The sequence below is a fragment of the Tolypothrix tenuis PCC 7101 genome (assembly GCF_963874875.1).
Lineage (GTDB): Bacteria > Cyanobacteriota > Cyanobacteriia > Cyanobacteriales > Nostocaceae > Aulosira > Aulosira tenue.
Genome location: NZ_CAWNJS010000001.1, coordinates 7,735,284 through 7,755,043, shown reverse-complemented (window position 1 = coordinate 7,755,043; position 19,760 = coordinate 7,735,284). Strand labels below are relative to the sequence as shown.

The following is a 19,760-nucleotide window of genomic DNA, read 5'->3' as shown; positions in this document are numbered from 1 at the left end:
CCATTCCCCATTCCCCAAACTCATTCACAGACTTGGTATTTCATAGGAGAAATGTTAAGTGCTATTTCCCCAAATCCAAAAGCATTTCACTCCTAATAGTAGATGGTTGCAGAAATTAACTGCAACGCTTCTTGTTAGCAATATCTTGCATGGTTCTCTACCACTAAGAGCACAAGAAGCTGAAAACCAAACTGTGCGTCCAGCATTTATTAATCAAGCTCAATATACTTATACAGATACAGCTACTAATGAAAAATATGAAGCAACTTCTTCTCAGATTAACCTTGGATCTGATAAATTAGTTGACCCATTAGGTAGAATTTTAGGCTGTAGTGGGCAATTATTACCTGATTATACAGGCTTTTCTATTGCTGTCTATGAACCCAATCCCAACGATCCCACAGGAACAGAATTAGGGCAATTATTACCATTAACTCGGACAGAAGTTCCTGATATTCCTGACAATCAAATACCTGGTGGATTAAAACCAAATACTGAAAATAGTAATCCCTACTTTCTGACTAATAGCGAACCAAGAGGTACTTATAACTTTTTATTAGATCCAAATCAAGGACAAACAAATACAGGTAGCACCTATATTTTAGTCATCAATCCACCTGCAAACTCAATTTACCAACAAAGACGCATCAAGATTCAAATTGTGGAAAACAACGGGGATGACAATAACAGCATCATTAAGTATGTTGCTACTTCCCTGGATGGTCAACCAATCACCACTACAGGCGGTACTAATTTTACAGACACAGTAGCCCTTGTCCCCAACGCAGAAACCGTAGGACTGGACTTATTAGCATTTCGATTCACGACAGGAATGTGTCAACCCAATCAAATACAGATCATCAAAACAGGCGATCGCGCTACTGCTGAACCTGGGGATACAGTTATTTATCGCCTGACAATCAAGAATTTATCGGATGCTGGTTTAAATAATCTGGTAATTACCGATAACTTACCCCTAGGATTCAAATTTTTACCACAATCAATCCGTGGTGAAATAGACTCTCAACCAGTCGCCATAACTTCACAAACCAATGGCAACATTATTACATTAAGTGCAGATGTTACTGCTAGTACCGGAAAAACACTGAATATTGTTTATGCGGTGCAACTTACCAGTGATGCGGTGCGCGGGACGGGTCGCAACAGTGCAATTGTGAATGCACAAAGAACTGATAACGGTTTCAGCACTAAGGATGGGCCAGCCACTTACCAATTAAAAATTCGTCCCGGAATTGTCTCGGATTGTGGGACAATCATCGGTCGCGTGTTTGTTGATAGAAACTTTGACGGTGAACAACAACCAGGTGAGCGAGGAATCCCTAATGCTGTGATTTTCTTGGAGGATGGTAACCGCATCACTACAGACCCCAATGGACTGTTCTCCGTAGCTAATGTTTTACCAGGAAACCATACAGGTGTATTAGATCTTAGCAGCGTCAATGGTTACACTCTAGCTCCTAATGAGAAATTTCGCGAACGTAATAGTCAATCTCGCTTAGTGCGTTTAGAACCTGGTGGGCTTGTACGTATGAATTTCGCCGTCACCCCAGCCTTCCCGGAGCAAATTAAGAAATGAAACCCAGACTCCACCATACAACTACTTTCAACCTCAGCTTGATCGGGGCTATGGCAGGAGCCTTGAGTATAATTTTGTACCCAATTGTTGCTCATGGGGAAACTACTGATAATTCACAGCTTGCGGTTGAGGTTAATGACAACTTCAATTTTGCTTTACAGGCTGAGAAGGTTGAACAAATTACAGTCAGTTCAGAAGAACCAGAGAGCAAAGTTCCTGAAACAATAATCGATGTAAATTCAGCTGATATTTTTGCGAACAATCAACAGCAACTTACAACAGCTAGCTTAATTGAGAGTTCATCTATTAATTTTGATTCTTCAACATTTGATACCGAATTTAGCGATCAATACGACACAATAGCTACAACGGTAAGTCAGAAAGAAACACAGCCTTCTTTAGGTATACAACCTTTTCAGCCAACAGTTGAGACCACATTACCTAGAGGCTTATCCAAAATTGCGGCTGATGCTTCTAGTAGTACTACGTCAGCAACCACAGAAATCCAAACGTTTCAACCAGCAGTTGAGACCACATTACCTAGAGGCTTATCTAAAATTGCTACTGATGCTTCTAGTGAGAATACATCAGTATCAACCGAAATCCAAACGTTTCAATCAACAGTTGAGACCACATTACCTAGAGGTTTATCTAAAATTGCTACTGATGCCTCTAATGAGAGTACAGCAGCAACAACAGAAATCCAAATATTTCAACCAACAGTTGAGACCACATTACCTAGAGGTTTATCTAAAATTGCAGAGGGAGTCAAAGAGAATATAGATCCTAATTCCCCATCTCCCAATGCTTCCCCTATCTCCACAGGAGTGAAAATCCTGACCCCAACAGCTGACAGTGTTTTAGATGCACCAGCAACTACGGTGAGTGTACAATTTCCGGCTGGGGGTCAAGTGGAACTGCGGGTAAATGGAACGCTGGTAGACTCTTCTTTAGTTGGACGAACAGAAAGTGATAGTACTACTAACCTAGTAACGCAGACATGGTATGGTGTCTCTTTACAATCAGGAAAAAACACTATTTCTGCACAAATCTTAGGTAGTACAGAACCACCAGCGACAGTGGAAGTAGTAATTAGAGGAACGCCAAAACAACTCACATTAGAAACAGTAGAATCTCGGATTCCTGCTGATGGACGTACAACGGCCACAGTAAAGGGTCAATTAATTGATGAAAATGGCAATCGCTCTAATCAAGATGCTGTCATCACTTTAATACCTACGGCTGGGGATTTTGTTGGTCAAGACTTTAAACCCGACCAACCAGGATTTCAAGTGGAGGCGAAAGGAGGGCAATTTACAGCCACACTGCGTTCTAATCTGACAGCCCAAACTGTCAGAATTCTGGCCAAGGTGAATGATCTAGAAGCCTTTACCCAACTGCAATTTGAAACAGCGCTACGTCCTAGTCTGCTTACTGGCGTAGTCGATTTGCGCTTAGGTGCTAGAGGTACAGATTATTATGGCAGTTTTCGTGATTTTCTCCGTCCAGACAGAGATAACAGAACCCAATTAGATTTTCACTCCGCAATATTTGCCACTGGCGCGATTGGTGATTGGTTATTTACTGGCTCTTACAATAGTTCTCGCAACCTCAACCAGGACTGCAACTGTGAGAACCGTCTATTTCGTAGTAACCAATTCAGCGAGCAAAACTATCCTGTCTATGGGGATAGTTCCACATCTACCGTTGTTACTCCTTCTATTGATAGCGTGTATGTACGTTTTGAGCATTCATCTGGTATCCCAGGGTCTACTCCCGATTATTTTATGTGGGGTGACTATAATACAGAGGAATTTGCTAGATCATCGCAGCAGTATACTGCTACTACCCGTCAACTACACGGTTTTAAAGCCAACTACAACCTAGGAAATCTTCAATTTACAGCATTCTATGGCAATAACCTCCAAGGTTTCCAACGAGATGCGATCGCTCCTGATGGAACTAGTGGTTATTACTTTCTGTCTCGCCGCATCTTAGTTCCTGGTAGTGAAAATGTATTTTTGGAGTTAGAAGAACTCAACCGTCCAGGGACGGTACTACAACGTAAACAACTAGGCCGAGGTTCAGACTACGAAATCGATTACGATCGCGGAACTCTATTATTCCGCGAACCGATTCTCCGTACTGATATTGACCAAGAGGGACAAGTTTTAGTCCGTAAGATTATTGTGAGCTATCAGTATGATACTCAAGATTCTAATAGTGATATTTATGCAGGTCGCTTACAATACAACTTCTCCCGCGCTGTCAATCAGGAAAGTTGGTTAGCTGCAACCTACGTCAGAGAAAACCAAGGGGTGCGCGGCTTTGAATTATATGGCGCTGATGCCATGATTGCTTTAGGTGGTAACAGCAAGTTAATAGCAGAATATGCCCATTCCACCAATAATTCTGATGTTATGGGTAAGGTTAGCGGTGAAGCTTACCGCTTAGAAGCTGAGGGACAAATTTTTCAAGGTATCCAAGGTCGTGCCTATTATCGTTATGCTGGCACGGGTTTTGCCAATAATGCCACCATCAGCTTTGTCCCAGGTCAAACTCGTTATGGCGCACAATTAACAGGTCAAGTTTCTGCAACTACCAATATCCGACTGCAATATGACCACGAAGATAACTTTGGTATTGCACCTCAACCCCTAGATACATTTGAAGAACTGTTTTCACCACGTTCTCAAGCTGTTCCTGGTAGTCAAGTAAATAATTCACTGACAACGATTTCTGCCGGGATTCAACAACGCTTTGGTCGTAACACTATAGATTTAGATTGGATTCATCGCAACCGGGAAGATCGGATTCCTGCAAATGCGCTCAGTAGTAATTCCGATCAATTGCGATCGCGTTTGACAGTGCCTTTAGCGAGTAACCTGACTTTCCAAGCGCAAAATGAACTGACTTTATCATCAACCAAGGATACTGTTTACCCAGACCGGACTATTTTTGGACTCAACTGGGCTGTCATACCTGGGATTAATATTAGTCTTGCCCAACAGTTTTACAGTAGCGGTCAATTGTCCGGTAATTCTATTACTAGCCTCAGTGTCAATGGCGAACACAAGCTTGGTACTGATACCGTCTTGACTGGTCGTTACTCAATTTTGGGTGGTGCTAATGAAATCACTACTCAAGGAGCCATAGGTTTGAATAACCGTTGGTCTATTGCGCCTGGTTTGCGGTTAAATCTGGCTTACGAACATGTATTTGGCAGCTTCTTCAAAAAGACTGCAGCAGGTCAACAATTTAGCCAACCGTTTGCTTCCGGTCAAAGTGCTTCTGCTATTGGGTTTAATGGTGGTGATAGCTACAGTGTTGGGCTGGAATACTCTGATAATCCGCAATTTCAAGCCAGCGCCCGTTATGAGTATCGTAGTTCCGCCGGTGGTTCCAATACTGTAATTTCAGCAGCTGCAACTGGTAAGATTTCTCCGTCGCTGACAGCTTTAGTACGTTATCAACAGGCAAACTCTTCTAATCAAAAACTTACAGGATTAGGAGATACAGTCAACCTCAAGGTGGGTTTAGCCTACCGTGACCCCCATAGCGATAAATTTAACGCTTTGTTGCGTTATGAATACCGTCAAAATCCCGCAACTATTCCTGACACTATTTTGTTAGGTAGTGGTACAGGTTCCGAAGATCATACCTTTGCGTTAGAGGCTATCTATGCTCCCAACTGGCAGTGGGAATTTTATGGCAAATATGCTTTACGTAATAGTACCTCTTACCTAGCCAGCGATTTAGTTGGTACTACTACAGTTAACCTGGCCCAATTCCGCGCAACCTATCGCTTAGGGTACAGCATGGATTTGGTGGGTGAAGCCCGTTTCATTAATCAATCTACCTATACAGAAACAGGCTTTGTCATTGAAGCTGGCTATTACCTCAGCCCCAATTTGCGCCTCGCAGCTGGATATGTTTTTGGACGAGTTGATGATCGAGATTTTTCTGGTACTCGCTCTGCAGGGGGGCCATATTTAGGTATCACGCTGAAGCTTAACGAATTATTTGATGGTTTCGGGCAGCAAAAAGTTACCCCATTCCAGCAACAAGAATCGCAAGTACCAGGAAAGTTAAGAATATGACGAAATTTATACGTATTTTTTTAAGTATCTCAACCTTAAAGTCAAACAAATCACACACCATCAAGGCTAATAAAAAAAGAAAATTAAGAGGTGAGCAGAGTTACTAACCAAATTACTTTAGATATCAAATTTTACATTGATGAATGCAAGAAATGTTAAATATAATCTTACTTGCAGCAGCAATTATTATAGTCAGCGTAGTGATGATTTTACCTAGTAAAATAAGTAATAAATTATACCGCAATTTTATAATTGGCTTTCTAAGCCTCATCCTATTTATCAGTCCTCTCAATTATCACAACGACATTGTTCTCGCTGCGGGAAATGACCCCTGCGCCACACCCGGAAAAGATGGCTCTGGCACCATCAACGGTATTGTCAATTCCTACTTTGCTGCCAACTCTGGAACTATCAATAGTGGCATAACTTCGATTACTGTCAACGTAGCTAGTAAATTGCCTACCAATGCCCCCAGTATTGCAGTTGGCGATTTACTGATGATTATTCAGATGCAAGATGCTGACATTGACTCCAGCAACGGGGATAGCTACGGAGATGGGATAGGCGGAGATGTGCCAGCCTATAGTAGTCCTGAGCCAACACCGCCTACAGTGGCTACTGATACTCCCCCTTCTACTGGAGCGAGTGGCTTTACGGCAATTAATAATGCTGGACACTATGAATTTGTTGCTGTCACTAGTGTGGCAGGGTCAACAATTGGGATTAAGGGGACTGGAGCTAGTAAAGGATTAAACTATACATATCGCTCTGCAGCAGCAGGCACAAGTGGCAGACGTAGTTACCAGATTATTCGAGTACCTCAATACTCTAGCGTCACCTTGAATGCAGGTGTGACTGCTTTACCTTGGGATGGGACAGTGGGTGGAGTTTTTGCCATAGATGTAGCAGGCAAAATGACTTTGGGTGGCGGCACTATTGTCGATCTCCGGGGTAAAGGGTTTCGTCCCGGAGCAGGTCGTCAATTAAAAGGAACGAGTGGAGGTGCAAATACAGACTATCGCACTAATTCCCAGAATAACAGCACAACTGGTTTTAACGGTTCCAAGGGAGAAAGTATTGCTGGTACACCCAAGTTTGTACTTAATTACTTTAATCCCAGTACCATTAGTGCAACCAACGGTAATCCCACAACGGCACCAACGATTACCACTAATACGGATGAAGGATATCCCAATGGTAGCTATGGACGAGGTGCACCCGCCAACGCAGGTGGCGGTAGCACAGATGGTAATCCCTCTTCTAATGACCAAAATAGTGGCGGCGGTGGGGGTGCCAATGGTGGTGATGGCGGTCGTGGGGGACGAGCCTGGAGTAGTCAAGTGCCATCGGGCGGTTTTGGAGGTAAGGCATTTACCACCGCACTAATTAATAATGGTGAACGCCTATTTATGGGCGGAGGTGGAGGTGCAGGTACAACCAATGATGCTACCACTTCTGTTAGTAGAACCCTGGGGACAAACTATACAGGTTCACCAACCTATGCGAATGGTGCAGATTTTGATGGTAATAATAAAGCAAATAGTACTGGGATATACAGCAGCGGTGGTGCTGGGGGTGGAATTGCTCTAGTGCGCGCTGATACTATCGCTGGCAGTGGCATATTTGATGTCAGAGGTGTACAAGGTTTAAGTATCGCTAATGACGGTGCTGGCGGCGGTGGTGCTGGGGGAACTGTTTATGCTGTTGCCTATGATGTTAAAAGTACTGGTACAACCGGGATTAGTAATCTCAGTGTGAATGCTGCTGGTGGTGATGGCGGTTGGTCAACCTTTAGAGAAGCTCACGGGCCTGGCGGTGGTGGCGGTGGTGGTGTTGTCATTAGTACTAGTGCAGCAGCGACAGTCGTTAGCCTAGCAGGAGGAGCTGGTGGTCAAACTGGATTATTAATGAATGCTAATCCGCGTAACTTTTATGCAGCAGGCGGCACAGGTTTAGTAGCTCCAATTTCTGCCAACGATAGCCCAGGAATTAAAAGTGGTGCTCAGTGCTTACCGAAGTTAACAGTGACTAAAACTACTAGCACTCCCACAATCACTAAACCGGGAACTGGTGCGATGACTGCGACTTATACCATCACAGTATCTAACGCTGCTCTCACATCTTCAGCAACTAATGTGGTAATTTCTGATTTGCTACCTACAGGTTTCACTTATGCTTCGACTACCTCAGTGACGATGAGCAGTGGCGCAACTCGCCCTACAAGCACTAACCCAACTACAGCAGCAACTAATCCTAGTTGGGGGACGTTTACGATTCCGGAGGCTGAGTCTGTCACTATTGTTTTTAAAGTTGATATTCCTAACGCTACTGCTTTAGGAACCTATCAAAACCCAGCCACAGCCACCTATGACGATCCATCGACAAGCGGAACTACAACTGCTAGTTATAATTCTGCCTCAAGTACGGGGGAAGATGTAACGATTATTGGGATAGATTATGGCGATGCACCGGATACCAGCAGTGGTACAGGTGTAGGTGACTATCAAACGACTTTAGCTAATGGAGGAGCCAGTCATAACATTGTTAGTACTCTCAAAATGGGGGCAAATATTGATGCTGATGACGGCACATTGCAAAATGCTAATGCCGATGCCGATGATACAACAGGTACACCTGATGATGAAGATGGTGTGACTTTACCCGCTATCAACACCAGCACCACATCTTACACAGCTACAGTTAATGTTACTAATACGGCAGCAGCTGCTTATTTAGTTGGTTGGATTGACTTTAACAAAGATGGTGTGTTTGCAGCTAGTGAAGGTGTGGCCTATGATTCCAATACAGGTTTAGCAGGTATCCAACCGATCGCAGTTAGTGCTACAGCCCAAAATATCAATATTCAGTGGACAGGGATTACAGGATTAACTGCGGGTGATACTTATGCTCGTTTCCGCTTGAGTGATAGCGCTACACTGACAACCTCTACTCCTAATGGAGCGATCGCTAATGGTGAAGTTGAGGACTATAAAATTAGCATTGGTGCTGTGCCAAATCTCAGCTTAGTTAAACGGATTACGGCGATTAATGGCACAAATATTACCACTGCCTTTGTTAATGATTCCACCGTCAATGATGACGCAACTGGCTGGCCTACGAATAAAGATAAATATTTGCGTGGAGCGATCGCCTGCAATACTGGTAATGCTTGTAACTCAATATCTGGAGTATTCCCCGGAGATAACCTAGAATACACAATTTACTTTCTTTCCAGTGGTACAGATAACCTCAAGAATGTGAAAATCTGCGATCGCATTCCCACAAATACCACTTTCCAAGCAGATACTTACGCCGTCGGTAATGGCATTCTTTTAGGTTGGGATAATACAGCACTAGCTGATCCTAGTACTTCAACAGGAACAGGTAAAGTACAACTTACCAACATTGCAGATAGCGATCGCGGTCAATTCTATAGTGCCGGTACATCATTACCCAATCCCCCATGTGGTGCAGCCACAAATACAAATGGTGGAGTTGTGGTAGAGATGGGTGCTAGCACTATCGTTCCTAAAGCCACTGCAGCTGGGACACCTTTTGCTTCCTACGGTTTCGTCCGCTTTAACGTGAAAGTTAATTAATCCACATTTCGTAAATCAAACATATGTTATTTATTTACTCAGTAATAAACCCAAATTCCTTATTTTTGCCTATAAGTGCGATATAAATAACGTGTTATTATCGCAATCTTTTTCTCATATTCAGGGTTTATACGGAGAAATGCCAGATATGAGTTAGCCCTTCTGCCCATTAGGGGGAGTTACTTTACAGCCAAAACTAGATAATCGCTATGTCAACCTCCTTTCTTCGAGCATCGACTCGCTTATTTTTAACCACTGCCATAATTTGTGGCAGTTTCTTACCTTTACTAAAAACGGTTTTGGCTGATTCGACTCCTCCGGGGACTACGATCGACAATAGCGCCACGGGCAGTTTTGAAGGAGAGACATCAGGCACTACTAATACCGTGACTTCTAACACTGTCAGCGTGCGGCTCGTTTCTAGCAGGAACCCCTATTAAGGGAGGTATGGCTAGAGCATAATTTGAAAGCTGCTTTCAAATTATATAACTGTTCTTTTGATGTAGGTGAGCCTAGTAACCTAGAAAAGCAAGTCCTACCCTTGAGGAGACAAGTGACTCCCTATCTGCCCACAGTGACCATACTCGGAATTATGGAGGCTGAAGCTGGGAACAGGGCACAACCAGAGGTTAAGCAGGAAGACCACACTGGTGCTAACGGGGAGATGGCATGGATAAAACAAGTCCTAGAAAAATGTCTCAGTGTAAAGCTGCAACCTGAAAAACAAAATGCAGACTACATCCTCTTATTCTCGCAGCATCACGCCGACAATAGCTGCAATCTCTGAGGAGAGGATAGGCAAACTGGACTGTCCTAAACCATCAAAACAATCGAAAGAACGGAACGAGTAAAAACGGTATAAGGGTCTGGGGAAAGGTCGAAAACCCACAGTAGGTAAGACGAGATACGGAACTCCCTTGTATCGGGTAGGACAGAGCGTAACTGCTCTGAGGTATTCAGAAAACGCGACTTGGAGTAGAGCATGATTAGGCACAGTAAGAAAATTACTAGTGAATCTTGGAAATCATTACCCTGGAAGAAATTCCGGGCGAACCTTTTCCGCTTACAAAAAAGAGTGTTTAAAGCTGTTCGAGTTGGAGACAAGCGCAAAGCTAGGTCACTACAAAAGCTGATTCTGAAATCCTTTGCAGCTAGGTTTCTGGCGATTCGTCAAGTAACACAGCTAAATGCTGGTAAAAAGACTGCGGGTATTGATGGGAAACTTGCCCTAACCTATGAGGAAAGATTCAACCTTGAATTGTTACTCAGACAAAGAGATTGGTATCACAACAAACTTAGACTGATACCAATTCCCAAAAAGGATGGTTCCATAAGATACCTAAAAGTTCCCACTATTGCGGATAGAGCTTGGCAATGCCTCGCAAAATATGCACTGGAGCCAGCACACGAAGCAACTTTCCACGAACATAGCTATGGATTCAGAACTGGGCGCTCTGCCCACGATGCCCAAAAGCAGATAGCGAACAACTTGTCATCCGTAAGTAATGGCATCACAAAAAGAATCCTTGAGCTAGACATAGAAAAGTGCTTTGACCGGATAAACCACAACACCATAATGGAAAACCTCATCGCCCCCAAAAGGTTAAAAACGGGGATTTTCCGAGCATTAAAGGCGGGGATAAACCCCGAATTCCCCGAACAAGGCACACCACAAGGAGGAGTGGTCAGCCCATTACTAGCAAATATCGCCCTAAATGGTATTGAAGATTTACATCAATATCATAAAGACAAAAACAAAAGGGTAACGCCCAATACGCCTAACACAAAAATAGTAAAAGCCTGTGTTAGATATGCCGATGACATGGTGTTCTTTCTCAGACCGGAAGACAACGCAGACAAAATACTTGACAAAATCAGCCAATTCTTAGCAAAACGAGGACTAAAAGTCAGCGAGAAAAAGACAAAGCTAACCGCCTCGACAGATGGATTTAACTTTCTAGGCTGGAAATTCAAAGTACAGCAAAACGGGAAGTTAAAATGTTTTCCCTCACAGGAAAACTTTAAAGCATTCCGTAAGAAAGTTAAAAGAATCGTCAATAACTCGAATTATGGTGCTAAGGTCAAGGCTAAGAAATTAGCTCCAATAGTTAGAGGTTGGAGAAATTACCACAAGTTCTGCAAAATGGATGGGTCACGATTTTCACTGTGGCACATGAACTACAGAGCATTCAAGGTATTTAATAAAGAAACAAAGCTTGATAGGCGAACTGCCGAAAAGCTCGTAAAACAAGCCTTCCCTGCGGTTTCTTACTCTGAAAATGCCCATATCAAAGTCAAAGGAAATAAATCACCCTTTGATGGAGATTTGATTTACTGGTCTCAAAGGAACAATAAATTATACGACGGCATAACCTCAAAACTATTACGAAAGCAAAACCATACGTGTGGATACTGTGGTCATAAATTGACCTCAGAAGAAAAGGTAGATTTACATCACATAGATGGCAATCATGGAAACTGGAAAGATAAAAATCTGATAGTCGTACATGAAAGCTGTCACGATTATATCCACATGAGCAAAAGACAGAACGAAAATTAGCCGAGACTCTTGTGCGCGAAAACCCCTTTCGTTTTGGGACGAGAGAACAGCCAATAAATAGTTTATGTCTAAGAATATCGGAAGCTGGATGCGTAGAAATACGCACGTCCAGATTTAACAGAGAGGGGCGAGAGATAATACTCTCCCTCGACTCTACCGTCACCGTTTTAGAAGTGGCAGGAATTACGATTAATTCGAGTAGTGTGCCAACTGAAGCCTCTAGTAATGTGACTAATGCGGGCACATATCAAGGAATTGCTGGGATTAATACAGGTGATGTGGCCTATTTTGACTTCACCATTACTAATACTGGCAACGATCCGACGCAATTTTTTATCCCTGGTACAGCCACAATTACAGGTGGAACATTAGAAGGCATTCAGATTATTGCTGTTGATCCTGATGGTACAGGTGCGGCTTCAGAGACAACAGTTGCCGTCAATGTTCCCAGTACCGGGGATAATACGATCAATTTGTTAGGTACGACTAATGGTTATATCCCTGTAAATGGCACAGTAAAAGTGCGAGTAGCGGTCAAAGTTACAGAAACAGTGGTGAATAATTCTATTACTGTAACTTTAGGAAGTACACCTGTTCCTCCCAATCCCAGCAGCCAAAACCAACCTTATACAGCCAACGGCAATCTTGATGTTTATACAGTAGATTTGCCCAATGGGACAACTATTCCTAGTAGCTATGCCAGCATTCCTACAGTCAGTCAAGTTGCAGAAGCTAGCGGTAATCCTGCGAATGGCGATTCTACCAATCATCGCCAAGAAGCAAGCGCAAATCAATCTATTGCATTAGCAGCTACACCAAATACTTCTGGTTATAAATCAGTACAATTAACCACCGACAATGATAGTACCAATAGCGTTACTTCTGGTGACAAACTTACCTGGAGAGTGACCTATGCTAATACTGGTTCTGTAGATATTAGCAACTTCCAAATTACTGATGTTTTACCAGCAGGAGTCACGCTATCTACAGCATTAGCTACTGCGAATATTACTGTTAATGCTACACAAGCAACAGCACCATCTCCTAATACTAGTTATAACGGTACAGGTAATAATAATCTCTTTGCTGCTGGCGTAACATTCAAAGCAGGTGGAGTGATTACAATTGATATTCCTGTGAATGTGAATGCAGCATTACCCAATGGCACAATTCTCAGCAATCAACCTACTGCTAATGCCTCAAATTTACCAACGGTGGGCATAAAAACAGACAATATTGACAATACTACGACAGGCTTACCTACAGGAGTTACGCCCCTAACTAACAGTATTCTGCAAACTCAAAATTCTAGTATTGATCCCACAACTGTAAGTGTGGGAAGTGCCACTGTAATTGGTTATAAATCAGTTAAATTAACAACCGATCAAGGTGCAACAGGTCTTGACCCTGGAGACACTGTAACATGGACAGTAATTTATAAAAATACCGGAACAGTTGATGTTCCTAATTTTCAAATTACCGATACATTACCATCAGGGGTGACTAAATCAGGAACACCTACTCTCGTAACTGCAAGTGGTGGTGGGCAAGCTTCTCCGACAATTAATAGTAGTTATGATGGCATTAGTAATACTAACCTCTTTGCTTCTGGAATTACATTAAAAGCAGGAGGCACAATAGTTGTTAATATTCCTGTAACGATTAATAGCGGAGTATCAGGTACAAAATCCAACCAAGCTACAGCCCAAGGTAATAACTTACCGACCGCAGGCATCAATACAGATAACGTTGACAGCGACACAGGGGTAACAGAAGTTCCTGCAGCTAGTATAAAGCAAACTCAAACAGGAACAATTGACCCCACTGTAATTAATATTCCTGCTACTACACCAACGCCTAGTTTATCAGGTTATAAATCTGTAAAACTGACAAATGATTTAGATAGTAGTAGTAGCATTACTGCGGGAGATACAGTTACATGGTCAGTTACTTACATCAATACAGGTACAGTTGATGTAAGTAACTTCCAAATTACTGATATATTGCCATCAGGATTAACAAAATCAGGCAGTATTAATATTACGACTAATAATACTCAAGGTACAGCACCAACTGCCAATAGCAGTTATGATGGCACTGGCAATAATAGTCTTTTACAAACCCCAATTACTTTAAAAGCTGGGGGTATTATTACAGTCAGAATTCCTATAACTATTAACGCTGGAGCATCAGGTACAAAATCCAATCAAGCAACAGCTAATGGTGGGAATATCTCAGCTACAAATACAGATAATGTTGATAGTAGCACTACCGGATTACCTACAGGTGTAACCATACCTAGTGGTAGCATTACGCAAACACAAAACCCTAGCATTGATCCAACAACATTCACAATTATTGCGCCTCAATTATCAGGTTATAAATCTGTGAAATTAACCACAGATGCAGATACAAGTAATAGTGTTACGCCTGGAGATACAGTCACATGGACAATTATTTATAAAAACTCAGGAACAGCGAGTGTTCCCAATTTTCAAATAGCAGATGCTTTACCAACTGGAGTTACAAAAACCGGAACACCAACTGTCAGCGTCAGTGGAGTAGGGCAAACAACTCCCACCGTTGATACTAACTACAATGGTAACGGCAATAATAATCTTTTCAGTACTACAGTGCCTTTAGTTGTTGGGGGTGTAATAGCTGTTAAAATTCCTGTGACAATTAATGCTAATCAAGTAGGAGATAAAGTTAACCAAGCTGTAGGTACAGGCACAGGAATCGCAGCAGTTAATACAGATAATGTAGATAGTACATCCACATTAGCTAGCGATGTATCAGCGCAAATTGAAACAGGCAGTATAGCACAAACTCAATTAGTATCTGTTGATGCTACTAAAATTAGTATTCCTGAAGTACAAGGATTTAAATCTGTCAAATTAACTAATGATATAGATGCTAATAATGTAGTTACGGCTGGTGATGAATTAACCTGGACAATTGTTTATAAAAATACTAGTACTGTACCAATTAGTAATTTCCAAATTACAGATGTTTTAGATACTAATGTGACTAGAACCGGAGCAAATCCGATTTCTGTGACCGTGAAAATTGCTGGAGTAAGTCAAACAGCCCCCACTATTAATTCAGCTTACACAGGTTCCAATCCTAATGCTAATTTAATTGATGCTTCTACGCCCTATACATTACCAGCTAATGCTGTTATTACTATCAATGTTCCTGTGAAAATTTTGAGTAGTACTCCGGCAAATACAGTTTTAAGTAATCAAAGTATAGGCACCGCTAGTAACTTACCTAGTATTGGTGTCAAAACAGATAACGTTGATAGTAACCCCACCACTACTTTACCAGCAGATGTCACTATACCTAGTAATAGTATCGATCAAACAGAAAATGCGGGAACAATTGATCCAACTACTGTAACTACAACTGTTCCAGTTAGTAGTGGTGTTCCTAATTTACTTTTGGTGAAAAGAATTACTGCGATTAATGGTGTGAAGATTACAGGGTTTGTAGATGATACTACAAGTGCTCAAGCTAGCGATGATGATCATGCTAACTGGCCTACTCCTAAAAATACTTATTTACCTGGAGCCATCAATCTCAGCAATATTAAACCAGGCGATCAACTAGAGTATACAATTTATTTCCTCTCGACTGGTACTAAAGATGCGACAAATGTCACGATTTGCGATTTAATTCCTAGTAATACTACCTTTTTGGGAACACCATTTAATGGTTTAACTGCTGATACAGGTGGTTTACCACAAGCGGATATGGGTATAGCATTTGCCAATAGTAACACTAGTTTACCTACTGTACCAACCGTTTACATGACTAATGTTGCTGATGGCGATCGCGGTTTCTTTTATGCGCCAGGAACTACACCTCCAAGCATTTGTAAAAAACCCGTTAGTTTTACCACGATGACAGCTGCAGATAATACTAATGGTTTAGTAATGGTTAATGTAGTGACAAGTCCTACTACCTTACCCAAAGCAACTGGATCTGGGACTCCGACTAATTCTTATGGATATATAAGGTTCAAAGTTAAGGTGAATTGATAAGCTGTTACGCATTTAAATTGTATATCTCGCGCTCATTGGTCAAGTGTCAAAAGTCCAAAGTTAAAGACTCTTGACCCTTGACAGACCTAACACCAGAATATTTGATTGAATGACGTATCAACTTAAGTTTTTAGGTAATAGGCTAAATATATAAAATAAGGGCACAAAGTTTGTGTCCCTACAGAATATAAATTAATACGCTTGGGTTAAGCTCATTAGTGATTGATTTGTCACTTATTAAAGAAGCCAGAAGAATTGGGGGATTCTCCCCCAAACCCCCGATTGGGTGACGGTTGCGTCCCCCAAACCCCCTCCAAAATTATTGTTCTGTTTTTTTGTTGAGTAACCAGTACCGCAAGGCGGAAGTCAAAAGTCAAAAGATTTATATATCTGGGCTTTTGACTGTTTGAAACGGTAGCTTCCTTTACGCCGTGTTGTACTAGTTTTTTGGTTCTGTTATCAATTATTTTTCTGAACTGAACTGTATTTGAATATAGATGAGTTGCAGATATTTTTTGAATTTGGATAATAGTCTCTAATGTTTAACGTGAAATGGGGCAGCTATTTTTTAACAGGTAATACCAATTACAATAATGTTTGTGAAAAGTTGGTATTACCTATTCTTTTGTTAAGGTAAAAATTTTGATTTTAATCAAATAAAAACCGCATTACTGAGAATTCATTGATGTTGGTTGTGGTGGCACCAAAATTGGTACATACCCAGGCTCACCTTGAGGTTCTTGGGTATTTTCTTGAGAATTTTCTTGAGGAACTTCTGGTTGATTTGGTTGTTGTAAATTATTGTCTGGAAATAGATTAAGGGCAGCGGCGGGAGCAGCAGGAGTCTCTGTTTGAGCAACTTGAGGTGGTTTAGGCGCTAATATTTGAGCCATTTGTTGCATTAACGTTTGCATTTTCTCAGCTTGCGCGATGTTCCCTTGAGCATTGTACTCATGGTGAGCGCGTTTAAAGGCGCTATTAGCAGTTTTAAAATTACCCTGATTGTATAAAGCTACGCCCAAATTATAGTAAGCTGAGGCATTTTTAGGATTATGTTGAATAGCTTGCTGGTAAACAGCGATCGCCTCTGATGTTTGCCCTTGTAGTGCCATTAGGCTGCCCAAGTTGCTGTAAGCTACAGCATTGTCTGGATCTTGTTCTACGAGTTGTTTGTATGTAGTGATCGCTTCTTGAATTTGACCTTGCTGTTGTTGGGCGATCGCTAAATTAAAGTAAGCATTGCTATTGTGAGTATCCAGATTAATTGCTTGCTGATAAGCTGCGATCGCTTCTGGTATTTGCCCTTGTTCGTACAATACTACGCCTAAATTATATTCTGCTGCTGCGATTGTCGGATCTATCAACAGGCTTTGACGATAAGCAGTAATTGCGGCTTCTCTTTGACCTTGACGTTGCAAGGCTAAACCTAAGTTGTAGTAAGCTTGGCTGGAATTAGGATTAATCTTAATTGCCTCTGCAAACTCTTGTACAGCTACATCCAAGCGGTTTTGCTGTAGGAAAATGGTGCCTAGATAATTCCTAGCCATTCCTATTTTAGAATCTAGGCGCAATGCTTCTCTGAAGGCATATTCTGCACCTTGCCAGTCTTGGCGGTGATAACGCATCACTCCCTGCTGGAAGAAACTGGCGGCTTCTAGATTCTGGCTGACGACATTCTGGGCTAAAACTTTGCTTCCTGGTAAATTAGTCAATGTTGGTACAGCCAATACCAACATTGCAACAGAAGTTGAGAGCAGCTGCCGATAAGCACTTCGGTGCAGCGCTAACTGAGAAAAACTGCAAAACCACTGGCGAAGTTGATGTTTCTCTGACATGAGTGGCAGGCCTCTACTTGTTCCTTAGATCCTTATTAGTCAGAGTACCCACCACAACATGAAAAATTAAAAGTCAAAAATAAAGTTTTTACAGTAGTGATGTATTTGGGGAATGGGGGATGGGGAATGGGGAAGGGGTAATGGGAATGGGTAATGGGGTGTTTGGTGTTTCCCCATCTCCCTCATCTCCCTCATCTCCCTGCCCCCTGCCTCTTAAGTCATGGCAAAATTAACATGGCATCACCGAAGGAATAGAAACGATATCGAGCAGCGATCGCTTCTTGGTAGATATTGAGTAATCTTTCTCTACCAATTAAAGCACTCACTAGCATTAATAAACTGGAGCGTGGCAGGTGAAAATTAGTAATTAGACCATCTACTACCCGCCATTGGTATCCGGGATAGATAAAAAGATTTGTTTTGCCACAGAATGGTTGTAATTCTCCAGATTGAGCCGCTCCTTCTAAGGATCTGACTGCTGTTGTACCTACCGCAATTACCCTACCACCTGCTGCTTTTGTGGCGCGAATTTGCTCTACTGTAGCGGCGGGCACTTCTATCCATTCTTCATGCATCTGGTGGGTAGTGACATCTTCTACTTCTACAGGGCGAAATGTACCTACTCCCACGTGTAATGTGATGAAAGCTTGATTAATGCCGCGATCGCGCAACTTTTCTAGTAACTCAGGGGTAAAGTGTAGCCCGGCTGTTGGTGCTGCGATCGCGCCTGGATGTTGGGCATACACAGTTTGATACTGTTCGTCAGTCGCTTCGGAGGCTGTGATGTAGGGTGGTAAAGGGACTTCTCCAAATACATCTAATAATTGCACCAAAGGCACTCCCCCTGGCACATCAAATTGCAATAGCCGTCCCCCAGTTGCGGGATCTGTTTCTAAAACTGTAGCTGTGAGGGATAAAGAGGAATTAACTTTTTCATCTCCCCCTGCTCCCTTGCTCCCTTGCTTAAAAGCTCCCCTTGGTTCAAAAATGATCTTTGAGCCAACTTTGAAGCGCTTACCTGGCTTGACTAAGGCTAACCAACAGTTATACTGGCGTTCTTCCAACAATAACACCTCAATTTCCGCACCAGTGGCTTTCCGTCCATACAGTCGCGCTGGAATTACACTGGTATTATTCATCACCAACAAATCGCCTTCTTTTAATAAATGTGGCAGGTCGTGAAAAATATGATGTATACTTCGGGAATTAACTACCAGTAGCCGAGAGCTATCTCTGGGAATAGCCGGATTTTGGGCAATCAGTTCGGTTGGTAGTTCGTAATCATACGCAGATAATGAACGGTCTAATTCCGTATTTACTACATCATTATTTGAGTTTGGGGTCAAAGCTGCTGGTGTTAATTGTTGCTCCATTGAATTTCATTCTGCCTTTAATTAAGCCTGTTTGAGCTTTCCTTGCTCATCACAACTCTAGGCGATCGCGGCTCGATTTTATGCCATGAATTTCTAATTGATACTATTAGGTAATACGGACACACTTAATTGAAAATTGGGTAAACCTCCCTATCTAAAAACGGGGGCTTCTACCCTACCGGGAACTGGGAATTATTACGAATATAGAAATGTAGGATTGGCTTTGATCCCAAGCACCAACATGGAATACTTGTATTACCTGGCAAATGCCAGTCTAACTCTGAGGGTCGTTCAATACCTGCACGGCAGACCCCAGATGCCTGTTTCGTTCGTTACTGTCATCCATCAAATAGATGGCTGGGTGGTTAGGATAAAACTAAAAGGTCAAGTTTCACCCCAGGTTGATGGTGATTTTCGAGCTTTTATGAACGAATTAGGAATCAGCTACGAACCACCAATGCGGGTACAAATGGCACTTTGGAGTTTGGAAGCAGGACAGTGCCCTGTAGACGTAATGCGTCGCTACCAAGTAGCAATAGTCTCGCATGGTAGCCCAGAAAGAGAGGAAATTGAAGCATTTCGGCAACAGTTCGTTCGGGGATTGGGCTATTGTCCCGAAACATTAGCGTAATCGCCTTTGGTTGTTACAT

10 protein-coding genes are annotated in these 19,760 nt (G+C 42.2%); 8 read left to right on the top strand and 2 right to left on the bottom strand.

Translation table 11 applies throughout. From position 1 onward, the window contains the following. The first annotated feature begins 58 nt into the window (after positions 1-58). The 7 genes from AACU25_RS30525 to AACU25_RS30495 all read left to right on the top strand — a co-directional run bounded on the left by AACU25_RS30525 (position 59) and on the right by AACU25_RS30495 (position 15,899). On the top strand, positions 59-1,597 hold the full coding sequence (locus tag AACU25_RS30525) for an isopeptide-forming domain-containing fimbrial protein (RefSeq protein ID WP_190445644.1): 1,539 nt from the start codon (positions 59-61) through the stop codon (positions 1,595-1,597). Further along, positions 1,594-5,697 carry a porin family protein gene (locus AACU25_RS30520; RefSeq protein ID WP_339382083.1) on the top strand — a complete coding sequence of 1,368 codons (4,104 nt, stop codon included), beginning with the start codon at positions 1,594-1,596 and terminating at the stop codon, positions 5,695-5,697. Before AACU25_RS30525 ends, AACU25_RS30520 begins: the two co-directional genes overlap by 4 nt. Before the next feature lie 152 nt (positions 5,698-5,849). Continuing rightward, a complete protein-coding gene (locus AACU25_RS30515; RefSeq protein WP_190445643.1) occupies positions 5,850-9,296 on the top strand; it encodes a GEVED domain-containing protein in 3,447 nt (1,148 codons plus the stop codon). Positions 9,297-9,505: 209 nt separating this feature from the next. Next, positions 9,506-9,736: a hypothetical protein gene (locus AACU25_RS30510; protein ID WP_339382082.1), complete on the top strand. Its 231-nt coding sequence runs from the start codon at positions 9,506-9,508 to the stop codon at positions 9,734-9,736. A gap of 113 nt (positions 9,737-9,849) precedes the next feature. Beyond that, positions 9,850-10,083 carry a hypothetical protein gene (locus AACU25_RS30505; protein WP_321206561.1) on the top strand — a complete coding sequence of 78 codons (234 nt, stop codon included), beginning with the start codon at positions 9,850-9,852 and terminating at the stop codon, positions 10,081-10,083. 195 nt (positions 10,084-10,278) lie between these two features. Continuing rightward, a complete protein-coding gene (locus tag AACU25_RS30500) occupies positions 10,279-11,856 on the top strand; it encodes a reverse transcriptase domain-containing protein (protein ID WP_096582084.1) in 1,578 nt (525 codons plus the stop codon). Positions 11,857-11,867: 11 nt separating this feature from the next. Continuing rightward, entirely contained in the window at positions 11,868-15,899 is a 4,032-nt protein-coding gene (locus AACU25_RS30495; RefSeq protein ID WP_096582082.1) for a beta strand repeat-containing protein, read from the top strand. 671 nt (positions 15,900-16,570) lie between these two features. On the opposite strand, the gene AACU25_RS30490 is transcribed toward AACU25_RS30495, so the two are convergent. Continuing rightward, the gene (locus AACU25_RS30490) at positions 16,571-17,737 is read right to left on the bottom strand and encodes a tetratricopeptide repeat protein (RefSeq protein WP_096582080.1); all 1,167 of its coding nucleotides are present in this window, start codon (positions 17,735-17,737) and stop codon (positions 16,571-16,573) included. Between the two features lie 218 nt (positions 17,738-17,955). Further along, a complete protein-coding gene (gene queA / locus AACU25_RS30485; protein ID WP_096582078.1) occupies positions 17,956-19,110 on the bottom strand; it encodes a tRNA preQ1(34) S-adenosylmethionine ribosyltransferase-isomerase QueA in 1,155 nt (384 codons plus the stop codon). 241 nt (positions 19,111-19,351) lie between these two features. Between queA and AACU25_RS30480 the strand changes: the two genes are divergently transcribed. Next, positions 19,352-19,741 (top strand): hypothetical protein, encoded by a 390-nt coding sequence (locus AACU25_RS30480; RefSeq protein ID WP_096582076.1) that lies wholly within the window; start codon positions 19,352-19,354, stop codon positions 19,739-19,741. Positions 19,742-19,760 lie beyond the last annotated feature (19 nt).

Bases quoted from the DNA above. Each gene is read 5' to 3' on its own strand.
- AACU25_RS30520 (WP_339382083.1), top strand. From the start codon at position 1,594: ATGAAACCCAGACTCCACCATACAACTACTTTCAACCTCAGCTTGATC.
- AACU25_RS30515 (WP_190445643.1), top strand. From the start codon at position 5,850: ATGTTAAATATAATCTTACTTGCAGCAGCAATTATTATAGTCAGCGTA.
- AACU25_RS30510 (WP_339382082.1), top strand. From the start codon at position 9,506: ATGTCAACCTCCTTTCTTCGAGCATCGACTCGCTTATTTTTAACCACT.
- AACU25_RS30500 (WP_096582084.1), top strand. From the start codon at position 10,279: ATGATTAGGCACAGTAAGAAAATTACTAGTGAATCTTGGAAATCATTA.
- AACU25_RS30490 (WP_096582080.1), bottom strand. From the start codon at position 17,737: ATGTCAGAGAAACATCAACTTCGCCAGTGGTTTTGCAGTTTTTCTCAG.
- queA (WP_096582078.1), bottom strand. From the start codon at position 19,110: ATGGAGCAACAATTAACACCAGCAGCTTTGACCCCAAACTCAAATAAT.
- AACU25_RS30480 (WP_096582076.1), top strand. From the start codon at position 19,352: ATGGAATACTTGTATTACCTGGCAAATGCCAGTCTAACTCTGAGGGTC.